At 68.5% G+C, this 15579-nt stretch carries 11 protein-coding genes; 9 read left to right on the top strand and 2 right to left on the bottom strand.

Annotated elements, in window-relative coordinates:
* The 3 genes from RMP09_RS22800 to purH all read left to right on the top strand — a co-directional run.
* A partial coding sequence (locus RMP09_RS22800; protein WP_310568264.1) for a tRNA dihydrouridine synthase occupies window positions 1-760 on the top strand: 760 nt, incomplete at its 5' end.
* A complete protein-coding gene (locus RMP09_RS22805; RefSeq protein WP_310568265.1) occupies window positions 757-996 on the top strand; it encodes a helix-turn-helix domain-containing protein in 240 nt (79 codons plus the stop codon). The genes RMP09_RS22800 and RMP09_RS22805, both read left to right, overlap by 4 nt.
* Before the next feature lie 31 nt (window positions 997-1027).
* Entirely contained in the window at window positions 1028-2626 is a 1599-nt protein-coding gene (gene purH / locus RMP09_RS22810) for a bifunctional phosphoribosylaminoimidazolecarboxamide formyltransferase/IMP cyclohydrolase (protein WP_310568266.1), read from the top strand.
* A 231-nt stretch (window positions 2627-2857) separates the two neighbouring features.
* Here the strand turns inward: purH and hemL are convergent, their stop codons facing one another.
* Together hemL and RMP09_RS22820 are read right to left on the bottom strand one after the other, a co-directional pair.
* Window positions 2858-4156, bottom strand: coding sequence for a glutamate-1-semialdehyde 2,1-aminomutase (hemL, locus tag RMP09_RS22815; protein WP_310568267.1), 1299 nt, complete (start codon window positions 4154-4156; stop codon window positions 2858-2860).
* 7 nt (window positions 4157-4163) lie between these two features.
* Window positions 4164-5108, bottom strand: coding sequence for a hydroxymethylpyrimidine/phosphomethylpyrimidine kinase (locus tag RMP09_RS22820; protein ID WP_310568268.1), 945 nt, complete (start codon window positions 5106-5108; stop codon window positions 4164-4166).
* Window positions 5109-5256: 148 nt separating this feature from the next.
* Between RMP09_RS22820 and RMP09_RS22825 the strand changes: the two genes are divergently transcribed.
* The 6 genes from RMP09_RS22825 to RMP09_RS22850 all read left to right on the top strand — a co-directional run bounded on the left by RMP09_RS22825 (window position 5257) and on the right by RMP09_RS22850 (window position 15562).
* A complete protein-coding gene (locus RMP09_RS22825; RefSeq protein ID WP_310568269.1) occupies window positions 5257-5430 on the top strand; it encodes a rubredoxin in 174 nt (57 codons plus the stop codon).
* Window positions 5431-5507: 77 nt separating this feature from the next.
* Window positions 5508-5903, top strand: coding sequence for a PleD family two-component system response regulator (locus RMP09_RS22830; protein ID WP_310568270.1), 396 nt, complete (start codon window positions 5508-5510; stop codon window positions 5901-5903).
* Entirely contained in the window at window positions 5903-6268 is a 366-nt protein-coding gene (locus RMP09_RS22835) for a PleD family two-component system response regulator (protein ID WP_310568271.1), read from the top strand. The genes RMP09_RS22830 and RMP09_RS22835 overlap by 1 nt, the downstream gene beginning before the upstream one ends.
* 31 nt (window positions 6269-6299) lie before the next feature.
* On the top strand, window positions 6300-6836 hold the full coding sequence (locus tag RMP09_RS22840) for a chemotaxis protein CheW (RefSeq protein WP_310568272.1): 537 nt from the start codon (window positions 6300-6302) through the stop codon (window positions 6834-6836).
* A gap of 85 nt (window positions 6837-6921) precedes the next feature.
* Window positions 6922-9174 carry a methyl-accepting chemotaxis protein gene (locus RMP09_RS22845; protein ID WP_310568273.1) on the top strand — a complete coding sequence of 751 codons (2253 nt, stop codon included), beginning with the start codon at window positions 6922-6924 and terminating at the stop codon, window positions 9172-9174.
* Between the two features lie 28 nt (window positions 9175-9202).
* Window positions 9203-15562: an Hpt domain-containing protein gene (locus tag RMP09_RS22850; protein WP_310568274.1), complete on the top strand. Its 6360-nt coding sequence runs from the start codon at window positions 9203-9205 to the stop codon at window positions 15560-15562.
* Window positions 15563-15579: the final 17 nt, after the last annotated feature.

Raw genomic sequence — 15579 nt, forward strand, 5'->3', positions numbered from 1 at the left:
CATCGACATCAACATGGGCTGCCCGGCCAAGAAGGTCTGCAACAAGTGGGCCGGTTCGGCCCTGATGCAGGACGAGGCGCTGGCCATCGGGATCGTCGAGGCGGTGGTCGCCGCCGCGGCCCCGCACGGCGTGCCCGTCACGCTCAAGATGCGCACCGGCTGGTGCGCCGACGGCAAGAACGCCCCGGCCATCGCCCGGGCCGCTGAAGCGGCCGGCGTGCAGATGCTCACTGTGCACGGCCGCACCCGCGAACAGGGTTACAGCGGTGTGGCCGAGCACGACACGGTGGCGCTCATCAAGAGCCGGGTGCAGATCCCGGTGGTGGCCAACGGCGACATCGACAGCCCGCAGCAGGCGCTGCAGGTGCTGCGCCACACCGGCGCCGACGCGATCATGATCGGCCGCGCCGCGCAGGGGCGGCCCTGGATCTTCCGCGAGATCGCGCACTTCCTGGCCACGGGCGAGGCGCTGCCGCCGCCCGACCTGATGGAGGTCAAGGCCTGGTTGCTGGACCACCTGGAAGACCACTACGCGCTGTACGGCGAATACACCGGCGTGCGCAGCGCGCGCAAGCACCTGGGCTGGTACGCACGCGCATTGCCGGTGCCCGCATCGGAGGCCGAGGCTTTTCGCCGCCGCATCAACACCCTGTCCGGTTGCGAGGCGCAACTGGCCTGCGTGCGCGACACCCTGGACGCCTGGGCACAGTCCCTGGCCGACCCATCGACACAAGAAGAACACTGGAAACTGGCCGCATGAGCTCCAACCACAACCTGCACGACTGTGTGCGTGCCAGCCTCGAAGCGTATTTCCGCGACCTCGACGGCACCGACCCGGCCGACCTGCACGACATGCTGGTCAAGGCGGTCGAACGGCCCTTGCTCGAAGTCGTCATGGAGCAGTCGCAAAACAACCAGTCGCGCGCCGCGCAATGGCTGGGGCTGAACCGCAACACGCTGCGCAAGAAGCTGCTCGAACACAAGCTTCTTGACTGAACCCGATCCGAAACCCTCCCGAGAACCCCCCATGCGCGCACTTCTCTCCGTCTCCGACAAGACCGGCATCGTCGAATTCGCCCAGGCCCTGCACGGCCTCGGTGTGACCCTTCTGTCCACCGGCGGCACCGCCAAGCTGCTGGCCGACAAAGGCCTGCCGGTCACCGAAGTGGCCGAGGTCACCCACTTCCCCGAGATGCTGGACGGCCGCGTCAAGACCCTGCACCCCAAAGTGCACGGTGGCCTGCTGGCCCGCCGCGAGCTGCCCGAGCACATGGCCGCGCTGAAAGAGCACGGCATCGAGACCATCGACCTGCTGGTGGTCAACCTCTACCCGTTTGAAGCCACCGTGGCCAAGGCCGGCTGCACGCTGGCCGACGCGATCGAGAACATCGACATCGGCGGCCCGGCCATGGTGCGCAGCGCCGCCAAGAACTGGAAGGACGTGGGCGTGATCACCGACGCCGGCCAGTACGCCGCCGTGATCGCCGAACTCAAGGCCAGCGGCAAACTGAGCGACAAGCTGCGTTTCGCACTGTCGGTCGCTGCCTTCAATCGCATCGCCCAGTACGACGGCGCCATCAGCGACTACCTCTCGTCGGTGACGTTTGAAGAAGAGAAGCTGGCCGAGAGCTACGTGCCTTCGCGCAACCTGTTCCCCGGCCAGTCCAACGGCCAGTTCATCAAGGTGCAGGACCTGCGCTACGGCGAGAACAGCCACCAGCAGGCCGCGCTGTACCGCGACCTGTACCCGGCCCCTGGCTCGCTGGTCACCGGCGTGCAACTCCAGGGCAAGGAACTGTCTTACAACAACATCGCCGACGCCGACGCGGCCTGGGAATGCGTCAAGGGCTTCGAGGCGCCGGCCTGCGTGATCGTCAAGCACGCCAACCCCTGCGGCGTGGCCGTGGGCCAGGACGCGCACGAGGCCTACGCCAAGGCCTTCCAGACCGACCCCACCAGCGCCTTCGGCGGCATCATCGCCTTCAACCGCACGGTGGACAAGGCCGCGGCCGAGGCTGTGGTCAAGCAGTTCGTCGAGGTGCTGATGGCGCCGGACTTCACCGCTGAAGCGCTGGAAATCTTCAAACCCAAGGTCAATGTGCGCCTGATGAAGATCGCGCTGCCGGCCGGTGGCGCCAGCGCCTGGGACCAGGGCCGCAACGCCATGGACGCCAAGCGCGTGGGTTCGGGCCTGCTGCTGCAGACCGCCGACAACCACGAGCTGGCCCTGGCCGATCTGAAGGTGGTCACCGTCAAGCAGCCCACCCCCGCCGAACTGCAGGACCTGCTGTTCGCCTGGAAGGTGGCCAAGTACGTCAAGTCCAACGCCATCGTGTTCTGCAAGAACGGCATGACCATGGGTGTGGGCGCCGGCCAGATGAGCCGTCTGGACTCGGCCCGCATCGCCAGCATCAAGGCCGAGGCCGCCAAGCTGAGCCTGCAAGGCACGGTCGTCGCGAGCGACGCCTTCTTCCCGTTCCGCGACGGTCTGGACGTGGTGGTCGATGCGGGCGCAACCTGCGTGGCGCAGCCGGGTGGTTCGATGCGCGATCAGGAAGTGATCGACGCCGCGAACGAGCGTGGCGTGGCGATGGTGTTCACGGGCGTGCGCCACTTCCGTCACTGATCGGCGGTCGTTTCATTGAAAAGGGGCTCCTTCGGGAGCCCTTTTCTTTTTCTTGCCGGCTGTTGTGGGTGGGCTGGGGCTCGTGGCGCCCGTTCTCCGGCTCACGCTCGCGGGCGTCCGGCCGCCAGCTCCACCATCCACATTGCGCGAGGTCCATGGGCGAAACACCACGCGCACAAAACAAAACGGCCGGAGGAAACCCCCCGGCCGTTCAGACAAAAGTGAAATGGATCAAGCCAGCTGCTTGAACACCTCGCGCGCCGCCGCCACGGTGGCCGCGATGTCGTCAGCGGTGTGGGCCGCGCTCACGAACCCCGCTTCGTACAGCGCCGGCGCGATGTACACGCCGCGGTCCAGCAGGCCGTGGAACAGGGTGTTGAACTTCGCGCCTTCGGTCTTCATCACGGTGGCGTAGTTCTGCGGCAGCTCGGACATCAGGAAGAAGCCGAACATGCCGCCCTGGCAGTCCACGCTGAACGGCACACCTTCGGCATCTGCCGCGGCCTTCAGGCCGTCCACCAGCGAACGTGTGCTGGCCGACAGCGCTTCGAAGAAGCCGGGCTTCTGGATCTCTTTCAGCGTGGCCAGACCGCAGGCGGTGGCGACCGGGTTGCCCGACAGCGTGCCGGCCTGGTAGACGCCACCCAGCGGCGCCAGATGTTCCATCACCGCGCGTTTGCCACCGAAGGCCGCCAGCGGCATGCCGCCACCGATCACCTTGCCCATCACCGTCATGTCGGGCTCGAAGCCGGGGATCAGCGAAGCGTAGTGGCCCTGCGCGCTGCCCAGGCCGACGCGGAAGCCGGTCATCACCTCGTCGAAGATGAACAGACCGCCGTGCTGCGTGCACAGCTCGCGGATGCGCGTCACGAACGGCACGCTGGCGCGCACGAAGTTCATGTTGCCGGCGATCGGCTCGATGATCACGCAGGCGATGTCGGCGCCGTGTTCGGCGAAGGCCGCCTCGATCTGCGCCACGTTGTTGTATTCCAGCACCAGGGTGTGCTGCACCACTTCGGGCGGCACGCCGGCGCTGGTCGGGTTGCCGAAGGTGGCCAGGCCGGAACCGGCCTTGACCAGCAGCGCGTCGGCATGGCCGTGGTAGCAGCCCTCGAACTTGACGATGGTCTTGCGGCCGGTGGCGCCTCGCGCCAGGCGGATCGCACTCATGCCCGCTTCGGTGCCCGAGCTGACCAGGCGCACCATTTCCAGGCTGGGCACCAGCTTGATGATCTCTTCGGCCAGTTCCACTTCGCGCTCGGTGGGTGCGCCGAACGAGAAGCCGTCCAGAGCCGCCTTCTGCACCGCTTCGAGCACGGCGGGGTGGCCATGGCCCAGGATCATCGGACCCCAGGAGCCGATGTAGTCGATGTACTTCTGGTCGTTGGCGTCCCAGAAATACGCGCCCTGCGCGCGCTGCACGAAACGGGGTGTGCCGCCGACGGCGCGGAAGGCGCGCACGGGCGAGTTCACGCCGCCGGGGATCAGGCGCTTGGCGCGTTCGAACAGTTCAAGGTTGCGGTCGCTCATGGGGTGCTCAGTGTTTGGTGGTGTCGAGAGGGAAATCGCCGGCGTCCAGCGCGCTGTCGGGGGCGTCGTTGTCGGCTTCGGTCGGCTCGGTGTCGTCGTCGTCGCTGTGGGCCCAGAACAGGCGGTCCGGTATGGCGTGGCCCATGCCCGGCTGGAAGCCTGCGTCCAGGCACTGGTCGAGGTAGGTCAGGGCTTCGGCGCAGGCGGCCTGCAGGTCGTTGCCGCCCGCGATCAGGGCGGTGAGGGCGGCCGACAGCGTGTCGCCGGCGCCGCTGAAGGTGGCTTCAAAGCGCTCGTACCGTGCGGTGGCCAGCACGGTCTCGGGGCTGGCCAGGTGGCTTTCCAGGTACTGGTCGGCGGCGTTGAAGCCGGTGACCAGGGTGTAGGGCACACCGTGTACCGCGGCGGCGCGCGCCACTTCGCGGGCATTGGGCGCGCGGTCGCCTTCCCACTCGGGCAGCAGCCAGCGGCACAGGGTGCTGTGGTTGCCCACCAGCACCGTGGTCTGCGGCAGCATCAGTTCGGCGAACGCGTCCAGGTAGGTCTCGATGGCCACCTCGTCCCACCAGGACAGGTCGGGCATGTAGGCGATGACCGGCACCTCGGTGTAGTCGGTGGCGATCTCGGCGATGGCGCTGAGGTTCTCGGGGCTGCCGACGAAGCCGACCTTGAAGGCCTGCACCGGCATGTCTTCGAGCGCGGCGCGGGCCTGGTCGGCCACGGCTTCTTCATCGAAGGCGATGTGGTCGTGCACTTCCGAGGTGTCGCGCACATAGGTGCCGGTGACCACCGGCAGCACGTGGGCCGAGGCGCTGGACATGGCCGTGAGGTCCGCACTCAGGCCGCCGGCGCCGCTGGGGTCGTTGGCGTTGAACACCATCACGCAGGGCAGCGAGACCTGTTCGGCGGCGTCATCCGCCTCGGGTGTGCGGGTGTCGGTGGGGTGGGTCATGGGGGGGTGGGCAAGGGTGGTCGGTGCGCGTCGCGCGGGCTGTGGCGCACGCCTGTCGCCCTTGGGAACCGCCTGCGGATGGGCACCCTGGTGGGCGCACCGTGGCTCTATACAATGGCCGCATTCTAAGACAACACCCCTATAAAAGATGAGCGACGCCAAGACGTGGATGTGTCTGATCTGTGGCTGGATTTACGACGAAGCCACGGGCGACGCCGAGCATGGCATCGCACCCGGAACCCGGTGGGCCGACGTGCCGATGAACTGGACTTGCCCCGAGTGCGGCGCCCGCAAGGAAGACTTCGAAATGGTGCAGATCTGACGCGATGCGCGCCGCGCTCCTGCTGACGATTCCACCCCCTCTGTCACCCCCGACCTGATGCCTGGAGCCCCACTGCCGTGAGCACGACACCTGCCCTCAAAGTCCTGGTGGTTGACGACAGCAACACCATCCGCCGCAGTGCGGAAATCTTTCTCAAGCAGGGCGGTCACGACGTCCTGCTGGCCGAAGACGGCTTCGACGCCCTGGCCAAGATCAACGACTACCAGCCCGACCTGGTGTTCTGCGACATCCTGATGCCGCGCCTGGACGGCTACCAGACCTGCGCCATCATCAAGCGCAATGCCCGCTTCGCCAGCATTCCCGTGGTCATGCTGTCGTCCAAGGACGGCGTGTTCGACAAGGCCCGCGGGCGCATGGTCGGTTCGCAGGAACACCTGACCAAACCTTTCACCAAAGACCAGCTGCTGCAAGCCGTGCAGCAGTTTGGCGCACACCTCACCGGAGCCGCGTGATGACGATCAAAAACATCCTGGTTGTGGATGATTCCAAGACCGAGCTGATGGTGCTGTCGGATCTGCTGGGTAAAAACGGCTACAGCGTGCGCACCGCCGAGAATGCCGAAGAGGCCTTTCGTCGGCTTGGCGAGCAAAAGCCGGAACTCATTTTGATGGACGTGGTGATGCCCGGTCAGAATGGATTTCAGTTGACCCGGGCGATCGCACGCGATCCCCAGTATTCGAGCATTCCCATCATCATGTGCACCAGCAAGAACCAGGAAACCGATCGGGTCTGGGGCATGCGGCAGGGTGCACGCGATTACGTCACCAAGCCGGTGAACGCAGAAGAATTGCTCTCCAAGATTCGCGCGCTCGGCTGAGCGCGCCAGCCGCACACCGTCCACCCCGAGCATGGCCAACCGTCAGTCACTCAAAGAACTGCAAGAGCGCCTGGCGCAACGGTTGACCGCCGCCAAGACCGAAGCCACCACCGCGTCGTGGCTGGCGCTGGAAGCCGGAGGCGAACGCTTCCTGGTGCCGCTGGTGCAGTCGGGCGAAATCTTCCCGTGGACCACGGTGCAGGCCGTGCCCTACACCAAACCCTGGTACGCCGGCGTGGCCAGTCTGCGCGGCGGCCTGCACGGTGTGGTGGACCTGCCGGGCCTGATCGGTCGCACCCTGTTGACCACCGGGTCTGCCCTGGAACGGGTGACCTCGGAAACGCGCCTGGTCAGCTTGCATGCGGCGTTTGGCGTCAACGCCGTGCTCTGGATCGATCGCCTGCTGGGCCTGCGCAACCCGGCCATGTTCGGCGCCATCGCGCCCCGCCCGCCGCAAGCGCCCCCGTTTTTTGCCCGCTCCCTGATCGACCACCAGGGGCAGGCCTGGCAGGAGCTGGACCTGCAGGCCCTGGTCACGGATCCTGGCTTTCTGGCCATTGCGGCCTGACGAAAGCCGCAGCCGGGGCGCGGTGCTGCCCGGTCTGCGCCTCGTTTGACATTGCACGTTGCTCATCAGTTGGAAGGTTTTTTTCATGGCCATGCTTGATCGATTCCAGGGACTGTTCAAGAAAAACGGTGCCGACGAGCCCGACCTGAGTCAGGCCTCGAATCAGGCGCTCGCCGAACTGGCGGCCGCGCGTCTGGCGCCCGATGCGGCGGACCAGCAGTTCGCCGAAAGCCGCATGCACGGCGATGACAGCCTGCTCGCCGACGAGTCGGGTGCGGTGGCGGTGCCGCTGCTGGGGCGCAAGCCGGCCGACCAGCACCGCCGCCTGCTGACCATGCTGCTGGGCGTGTCCGTGCTGGTGCTGGCGGGCGTGATCTTCTATGTGCTGAGCCAGACCAACAAGGCCAGCCAGCAGCTGGCCGCCAGCGGTCAGGCGCTGATGCAGTCGCAACGCCTGGCCAAGAGCGTGTCGCAGGCCCTGGTGGGCAGCGTGTCGGCGTTCCCGGAAGTCAAGGACAGTGCCGAGGTGCTGACCCGCTCGGTGCGTGGCCTCAAGAACGGCGACGACAGTCTGGACATCCAGCCGCTGGGCGGGGCCTTCGACGCCGAGATCGACGCGCTGTTGCCCAAGGTGGATGCGGCCGAACGCCACGCCGCCTCCGTGCTGGCCCAGCAAAAGATCCTGACCCAGGTGGGCGATGCCCTGCGCCTGATCAACCGCCAGTCGTCCGACCTGCTGGAAATCGCCGAAACGGTGTCGTCGCTCAAGCTGCAGCAGAACGCGCCGGCCGCTGAAATTTCCGCCGCGGGCCAGCTCGTGATGCTGACCCAGCGCATCGGCAAGTCGGCCAACGAGTTCCTGACCATGGAAGGCGTCAGCCCCGAGGCCGTGTTCCTGCTGGGCAAGGACCTGAACACCTTCAAGGAAATCACCGACGGCCTGCTCAAGGGCAGCGCCGAACTGCGGCTGGCGCCCACCGCCGACGCGCAGGTGAAGGAGCGCCTGGAAGCTCTGCTCAAGCTCTACGAAGAAACGCGCACGCAGGCGGGCGCCATTCTGGGCAACCTGCAGGGTCTGGTGTCGGCGCGCGAAGCGCAGGCCGCCATCGTGACCGACAGCGAACCCTTGCGCCTGGGGCTGCAGCAGCTGCAGGACCAGCTCTCGGGCCGTGCCGGTCTGGCCGGTGGCCAGCTGGCGGCGCTGGTGCTGTCCACCCTGTTTGCCCTGGCCTGTGGTGCCGGCCTGGCCTACGTGCAGCTGCAGGACAGCCGCCAGCGCCAGCGCGTGGCGGAAAACCAGAAGCTCGCGGCCGAGTCGCTGGAGCAGGACGCCAAGCGCGTGAACGACGCCAACCAGGCGGCCATTCTGCGGCTGATGAACGAACTGCAGACGGTGGCCGAAGGCGACCTGACGCAGGAAGCCACCGTGACCGAGGACATCACCGGCGCCATCGCCGACTCGGTGAACTACACGGTCGAAGAACTGCGTTCGCTGGTGGGCAACGTGCAGGCCACGGCCACCCGCGTGGCGCAGACCACGTCGGCGGTGGAAAGCACCTCGACCGAACTGCTGGCCGCCTCCACCGAACAGCTGCGCGAGATCCGCGAAACCGGCCAGTCGGTGCTGGACATGGCGCAGCGCATCAACCAGGTGTCGGGCCAGGCGCAGGAATCGGCCCAGGTGGCCCGTGCCTCGCTGCAAGCCGCCGAATCCGGTCTGCAGGCGGTGGAAGACGCCATCGGCGGCATGAACGCCATCCGCGACCAGATCCAGGAAACCTCCAAGCGCATCAAGCGGCTGGGTGAGTCATCACAGGAGATCGGTGAAATCACCGAGCTGATTTCGGACATTACCGAGCAGACCAACGTGCTGGCCCTGAACGCCGCCATCCAGGCCGCGTCGGCCGGTGAAGCCGGTCGCGGCTTCTCGGTGGTGGCCGAAGAAGTGCAGCGTCTGGCCGAACGCTCGGCCGACGCGACGCGCCAGATCGCGGCACTGGTGAAGGCGATTCAGACCGACACGCAGGACGCGGTGGCCGCCATGGAGCGTTCCACCCAGGGTGTGGTTGAAGGGGCCAAGCTGTCGGACAACGCCGGCAACGCGCTGACCGAGATCGACCGCGTGTCGCGCCGCCTGGCCGAGCTGATCGAACAGATTTCCAGTGCCACGTCGCGCGAAGCCGAGTCGGCCAACGAAGTGGCCGGCAACATCCAGCACATTTTTGCGGTGACGGAGCAGACCGGAGAAGGTACCCGTTCGACGGCCCAGCAGGTGCGCGAACTCTCGGCCATGGCCGAAGAGCTGCGCCAGTCGGTGGCCCGTTTCAAGATCGCCTGACGTACCACGGCGCTGACCGTTCCACACCATGCTCGATACCCGCCCCGGCTCCCTGACCCCGGACGCGCCACTGGAAGACCTCGGGCCACTGGCCTGGGTGTTCGATGAGCTGCGCAAGTCGCTCGACGGTGCCACCAAGGCCATCAAGCGCTTTGTGCGCGAAACCGAACAGTCGCGCCACAACGATCTGGAGGCGGCCGATCCGGCCTCGCTGCGCATCGCGCGCCAGCAGCTGCACCAGGCCGTGGGGGCGCTGGAAATGGTGGGCCTGGTCGCCCCGGCGCAGGTGCTGCGCGCCATGGAGGCCGCGGTGCAGCGCTTCGTGCAGAAGCCGCAGCACTGCACCGAAGAGGCCGCCGGCAAGGTCGAGCGGGCGGGCTTTGCGTTGATCGAGTACCTGGAAGCCGTGCTCAACAACAAGCCGGTGCAGCCGGTGGCGCTGTTTCCGCAGTACCGCGAGGTGCAGGAGCTGGCCGCCGCCGAACGCGTGCACCCGGCCGACCTCTGGCCGTTTGAACAGCGGGGCCTGAACCTGGCCGCGCCGGCCGATGCCAAACCGCTGCAGCCCGAGGCCCCCCTGCGTTCCATGCTGGACCGTCTGGTGCTGTTGCTGGTCAAGACCCAGAGCCACGCCGCGGCCCAGCAGCTGGCGCGCCTGAGCGCCGGGCTGTCGGCCGGTGCCACTGTGCCCCGCGTGACCACGTTCTGGCGCGTGGCGGCGGCTTACTTTGAAGCGGTCTCGCTGGACCTGCTGCCCCCTGACGCCTACGTCAAACGCGCGGCCTCGCGCATCCTGCTGCAGTTCGCGGCGCTCAGCCAGCCCAAGACGGCGGGTGAGGTGTCCGAGACCCTGCTGCACGACCTGCTGTTCTTCTGCGCGCAGGCCCAGGCCGCGCCCGCGGGCAAAGCCTTGCAGCTGGCGGCGGTGCGCGCCGCCTTCGGGCTGGGCGACGCGCCGCCGGTGGACTACACGCAGGCGTCGCTCGGCCGTTTCGATCCGGCGCTGCTGGTGCAGGCGCGCAAGCGCATCAACGCGGCCAAGGAATCGTGGTCGCTGTTTTCGGGCGGCGACGCCAACCGCGCCCGCCAGGTGGTGGACCAGTTCGGCCTGATCGGCGATTCGCTGATCAAGCTGCACCCGGCCAGTGCCGTGCTGGCGCAGGCACTGGTGCGCGCCGTGGACCAGGCCGCGCGCGACCCCGGGTCGCTGCGGCCCGAGCTGTCGATGGAGGTGGCCACCACCACGCTGTACCTGGAGGCCGCGTTCGAGGACTTCGACCCGGGCCGCCACGAGCTGAAGGACCGCACGCAGGCCCTGGCCGCGCGGCTGGACCGGGTGATCGCGGGCGAGCCGGCGCAACCGCTGGACGCCTGGATGGAGCAGCTCTACCGCCGCGTGAGCGACCGCCAGACGCTGGGCAGCGTGGTGGGCGAACTCAAGGTGTCGCTGGGCGAGGCCGAGAAATCGCTGGACCAGTTCTTCCGCGCGCCGGCCGAAAAGGCCGGCCTGCACGTGGCCGTCTCGCAGCTGGCGCAGATGCGCGGCGTGCTCTCGGTGCTGGGGCTGGACCAGGCGGTGCAGACCGTCACGCGCATGCGCGCCACGGTCGAACAGATCCTGGACACCGAGGTGGACGAAGCGCTGGCCCGAGAGGCCGGCACCTTCCAGCACCTGGGCAACAGCCTCAGCGCGTTGAGCTTCCTGGTGGACATGCTCAGCTACCAGCCGTCGCTGGCCAAGAAGCTGTTCGTGTTCGACGACACGCTGGGCGAGCTGGTGCCGTTGATGGGGCGCACCGTGCAGGCCGGCGTCACGCCACAAGCGCCCGCCCACGAGGCCCAGGCCATCAGCGCCGATGTGCACCAGGTGGTGGAGGGGGCCCAGTCGGCGGTGGATCTGGCCGACCTCAGCGAGCAACTCGGTTCGCTGGCCGACCGCGCGTCGCTGGCCGAGCAGGACGGGGTGGCCAAGGCCGCCCGCGACGCCGCGCAGGCCCTGGTGCAGCACGACGTGGCGGCCGGTGCGCAAGCTCTGTTCGAGCTGTCGCAGACCGCCGCGCCGGTGGTGCCGGCGCCCGCGCCCGCTCCGGTTGCCGAGCCGGTGCCGGCCGATGAAGACGAAGAGCTGCTCGACATCTTCCTGGAGGAAGCCCGTGAAGTCGTGGCCAATGGCCGCAGCGCGGTGCGCCAGCTGCAGGAGCAGCCGGCCGATCTGGAACACCTGACCACGCTGCGCCGCGCCTTCCACACGCTCAAGGGCAGTTCCCGCATGGTCGGGCTGACCGAGTTCGGCGAAGCTGGCTGGGCCATGGAGCAGGTGCTCAACGCCGTGCTGGCCGAGCAGCGACCGGCCGCGCCGGGGTTGCTGCAGCTGTCCAACGATGCGCTGGACCGCTTTGGCCAGTGGGTGGAAGACATCGTCACCCACCAGGACGGCGCCTGGAAGGCCCAGCCCTTCCGCGCCAGTGGCGAGGCCTGGCGCAACGAGGCGCGCTACCAGCCCCTGGTGGCTGTGGCGTCCCCCGTCGAGACCGTTGCCGAGCCGTTGCCGGTGGTCGAGCCGCCGGCCCAGGTGCTGGCCGAGGAAGCGGTCGACGTGGCCCGGATCGCCGAGCCTTCGTTCCCGTCCATCGACGGAGCGGAGGCGGGCGAACCCGCTGACGTGGCCGAGCTGGTTGAGTTCACCGACATGGTCGAGGCGGAGCCCCGTCTGGAGCCCGACGCAGCCGACCAGCCGGTGTTTGCCGAAACCACACCGCTGGACATTGATTTCGACCTGGTGGAGGCCGAGCCCCTGCCGGACCTGCCGGTCGAGGCGCCGCCGCTGCTGGCCGACATCGATTTCCACAGCCTGGCCCAGGTCTCGAACGTGGCCCAGGCCGCCGCGGCCGAGGCGCCGCCGGACCGCACCGACACCCCCGAACGCACGCCCCCCGCCGACAGCCTGCCGTCGATGTTCGCCGACATCGCGCTGGACCTGGACGCCTTCCTGCCGCCGGCCACCGAGCCGGTGGACGTGCCGCCCGAACCGGCGCTGGACCTGGTGCTCAGCGAGTCCGCCCCGCTGGCGACCGACGCCGGGGAGCCGGTGCTGGGCGATGCGCCAGAGCGCGACGAGGTGGCTGCGGAAGAGGCCGTGCTGGATGCGCTTGCGACCGACGAGCTTGCCGCACCAGAGATTGTGGATGCCGTGGAGGCCGTGGAGGCCCCGATCGAGCCGGAGCCCGAAACCGCCGTCCCGCAGGTGCCAGCCGACACCTTCGAACCGCTGGAGGCCGAGCCGGACGGGTTCGACGACATGCCGGACGAGCAGACCAAGGTCATCGGTCCGCTGCGCATCGGCATCAAGCTCTACAACGTGTACCTCAACGAGGCCGATGAGTGGTCGCGCCGCCTGTGCAACGGGCTGGCCGAATGGGCGCTGGAAACGCACGAACCGGTGCACGACCAGGCCGAAGCGCTGGCGCATTCGCTCGCGGGGGCCTCGGCCACCGTCGGCTTCCAGCCGCTGTCCGACATCGCCCGTTCGCTGGAACACGCCATTGGCACCGTCAGCCTGCACCAGGAGGAGGGCCACCCGGCCAGTGCCGAACAGGCGCAGCTGTTTGTCGATGCGTCCGAAGACATCCGCCGCCTGCTGCACCAGTTCGCGGCCGGTTTCTACAAGGAACCCAACCCCGAGTTGCTGGCCGCGCTGGAGCGCGTGATCCACACGCCGGTGCCCATGCCCGACGAAACCGCCGAAGCGTCCGCGGCGGCGCCCGGTGACGGTCTGGACATCGTGCTCAACACCCAGTGGGGCGTGACGCCGGTACCCACGCCGCCCGAGACGGTGGCCGTGGTGGCGCCCGACGAAGTGCCGTCGGCCTTCGCGCCGCCCGACTTTGCGGCCTCCACCTTTGGCAGCGTGGCCACCGAGTTCGCGCCCTTGCCGCTGGCCCGCCAGACGCCGGTGCAGGACATCGACGACGACATCGACGCGCTGGACACCATCGACGTCGATCTGTTCCCGATTTTTGCCGACGAGGCCCAGGAACTGCTGCCGCAGCTGGCCGGCGCGCTGCGCCAGTGGGCCGCGCGCCCCGACAACACCAGTGCGCGTGCCGAGGTGCTGCGCAACCTGCACACGCTCAAGGGCAGTGCCCGCCTGGCCGGCGCCCTGCGCCTGGGCGAAATGGCCCACCGCATGGAGACCGACGCCGAGCGCCTGGGTTCGGAGAACCTCGTCAGCGCCGACATCGAACCCCTGACGGCGGCGTTCGACGCCATCGCCGCGCGCTTCGACCTGTTGCGCCACACCGACCCGGCCACACACGGTGTGCTGCAGACCGCGCCCGAACTGGCGCCCGCGGGCGTGGTGCCGCTGGCCGAGGTGTTGCAGCCCATGCCGGCGGCCGAGCCCGAACCGTCGGACGCTGCGACCGCGCCCGACACCGCCGCTGCAACACCGGACGCGGCGGCGGCGATGCCCGGCGCCGGCCTCACCGGCCTGGCCCTGTTGCAAGCGCCGGTGCCCGCGCCGACCCGCGCCGGCGCCGCCGTGCGCGTGCGGCCTGAGCTGCTGGACCGCCTGGTCAACCAGACCGGCGAGGTGATGATTTCGCGTTCGCGCATGGAGTCCGAACTGGTCACCTTGCGCGGCTCGCTCAAGGACCTGACCGGCAACCTGGACCGCCTGCGCCAGCAGCTGCGCGACCTGGAACTGCAGGCCGAAACCCAGATGCAGTCGCGCCTGGCGCAGGCCCGCGACGCCGACCAGTCGTTCGACCCGCTCGAATTCGACCGCTTCACCCGCGTGCAGGAACTCACCCGCATGATGGCCGAGTCGGTCAACGACGTGGCCACGGTGCAGCGCAACCTGCAGCGGGCGGTCGAATCGACCGAAGACGGGCTGGTGGCCCAGGCGCGCCAGACGCGCGAACTGCAACGCGATCTGCTGCGCACCCGCATGGTGGAGTTCGAAGGTATCTCCGAACGCCTGTACCGCGTGGTGCGCCAGGCGTCCAAGGAAACCGGCAAGCAGGTGCGGCTGGACATCTCCGGCGGCCACATCGAAATGGACCGCGGCGTGCTCGACCGCATGACCGCCGCGTTCGAACACCTGCTGCGCAACAGTGTGGTGCACGGCATCGAGGCGCCCGAAGCGCGCCTGGCCCAGGGCAAGCCGGCCGAAGGCCGCATCGACATCCGCCTGGCGCAGGAACTCAACGACGTGTCGGTGGTGTTCGAGGACGATGGCGCCGGCCTGGACCTGGAGCGCCTGCGCGAGAAGGCCCTGGCCCAGGGCTTTGCCGCGTCCGGCGAGGTGTTCAGCGACGAGGACGCCGCCCAGCTGGTCTTCACGCCCGGTCTGAGCACGGCCAGCGAGGTGTCGTCGCTGGCCGGCCGTGGCGTCGGCATGGACGTGGTGCGCACCGACGTGGTCGCGCTCGGTGGCCGCATCGAGACCGCTTCGCGCCCCGGCAAGGGGGCCAGCTTCAAGCTGGTGCTACCGCTGACCACCGCGGTGACGCAGGTGGTGATGGTGCGCGCCGGTGCGCTGACGCTGGGCGTGCCGTCCAACCTGGTGGAAGTGGTGCGCCGCCTGAGCGCGGCCGAGCTGGCCCAGGCCTATGCCCAGGGGCAGATTCTCGTGGCCGGTGAGGCGGTGCCGTTCTACTGGGCGGGCGCGCTGCTGCAGTCGTCGGCGCAGTCGCTGCAGGCGCAGGGCCGCACGCTGCCGGTGGTCATTTTCCGTTCGGCCGCGCAGCGCGTGGCCATGCACGTGGACGAGGTGCTGGGCAACCAGGAAGTGGTGGTCAAGAACCTGGGGCCGCAGCTCTCGCGCCTGCCCGGCCTGGCCGGCATGTCGGTGCTGGCCTCGGGCGCGGTTGCGCTGATCTACAACCCGGTGGCGCTGGCCACGGTGTACGGTGCGCAGGTGCCCGGCTGGGTGGCCTCGCAGGCCCACCGCGCCAGGCCCGTGGTGGCCGACGACGAGACGCCGGCGGTGGACCTGGCGGTCAGCGGCGTGCCGCTGGTGCTGGTGGTGGACGACTCCATCACCGTGCGCCGCGTCACGCAGCGCCTGCTGCAGCGCGAGGGCTACCGCGTGTCGATGGCGGCCGACGGCCTGCAGGCGCTGGAGCGGCTGCAGCAGGAGCGGCCGACGGTGGTGCTGTCCGACATCGAAATGCCGCGCATGGACGGTTTCGACCTGGTGCGCAACATCCGCAGCGACCCGCGCCTGGCCCAACTGCCGGTGATCATGATCACCTCGCGCATCGCCGAAAAGCACCGCGAGCACGCACGCGAACTGGGCGTGGACCACTACCTGGGCAAGCCGTATTCGGAAGACGAACTGCTGGCGCTGATCGCGCATTACGCGAAGCTGGCGGTGGACGCCTGAGCGTCCTTCCTTCCATC

The organism is Hydrogenophaga sp., from assembly GCF_031426985.1.
Taxonomy (GTDB): Bacteria; Pseudomonadota; Gammaproteobacteria; order Burkholderiales; family Burkholderiaceae_C; genus Hydrogenophaga.

Bases quoted from the DNA above. Each gene is read 5' to 3' on its own strand.
- RMP09_RS22805 (WP_310568265.1), top strand. From the start codon at position 757: ATGAGCTCCAACCACAACCTGCACGACTGTGTGCGTGCCAGCCTCGAA.
- purH (WP_310568266.1), top strand. From the start codon at position 1,028: ATGCGCGCACTTCTCTCCGTCTCCGACAAGACCGGCATCGTCGAATTC.
- hemL (WP_310568267.1), bottom strand. From the start codon at position 4,156: ATGAGCGACCGCAACCTTGAACTGTTCGAACGCGCCAAGCGCCTGATC.
- RMP09_RS22820 (WP_310568268.1), bottom strand. From the start codon at position 5,108: ATGACCCACCCCACCGACACCCGCACACCCGAGGCGGATGACGCCGCC.
- RMP09_RS22825 (WP_310568269.1), top strand. From the start codon at position 5,257: ATGAGCGACGCCAAGACGTGGATGTGTCTGATCTGTGGCTGGATTTAC.
- RMP09_RS22835 (WP_310568271.1), top strand. From the start codon at position 5,903: ATGACGATCAAAAACATCCTGGTTGTGGATGATTCCAAGACCGAGCTG.
- RMP09_RS22840 (WP_310568272.1), top strand. From the start codon at position 6,300: ATGGCCAACCGTCAGTCACTCAAAGAACTGCAAGAGCGCCTGGCGCAA.
- RMP09_RS22845 (WP_310568273.1), top strand. From the start codon at position 6,922: ATGGCCATGCTTGATCGATTCCAGGGACTGTTCAAGAAAAACGGTGCC.
- RMP09_RS22850 (WP_310568274.1), top strand. From the start codon at position 9,203: ATGCTCGATACCCGCCCCGGCTCCCTGACCCCGGACGCGCCACTGGAA.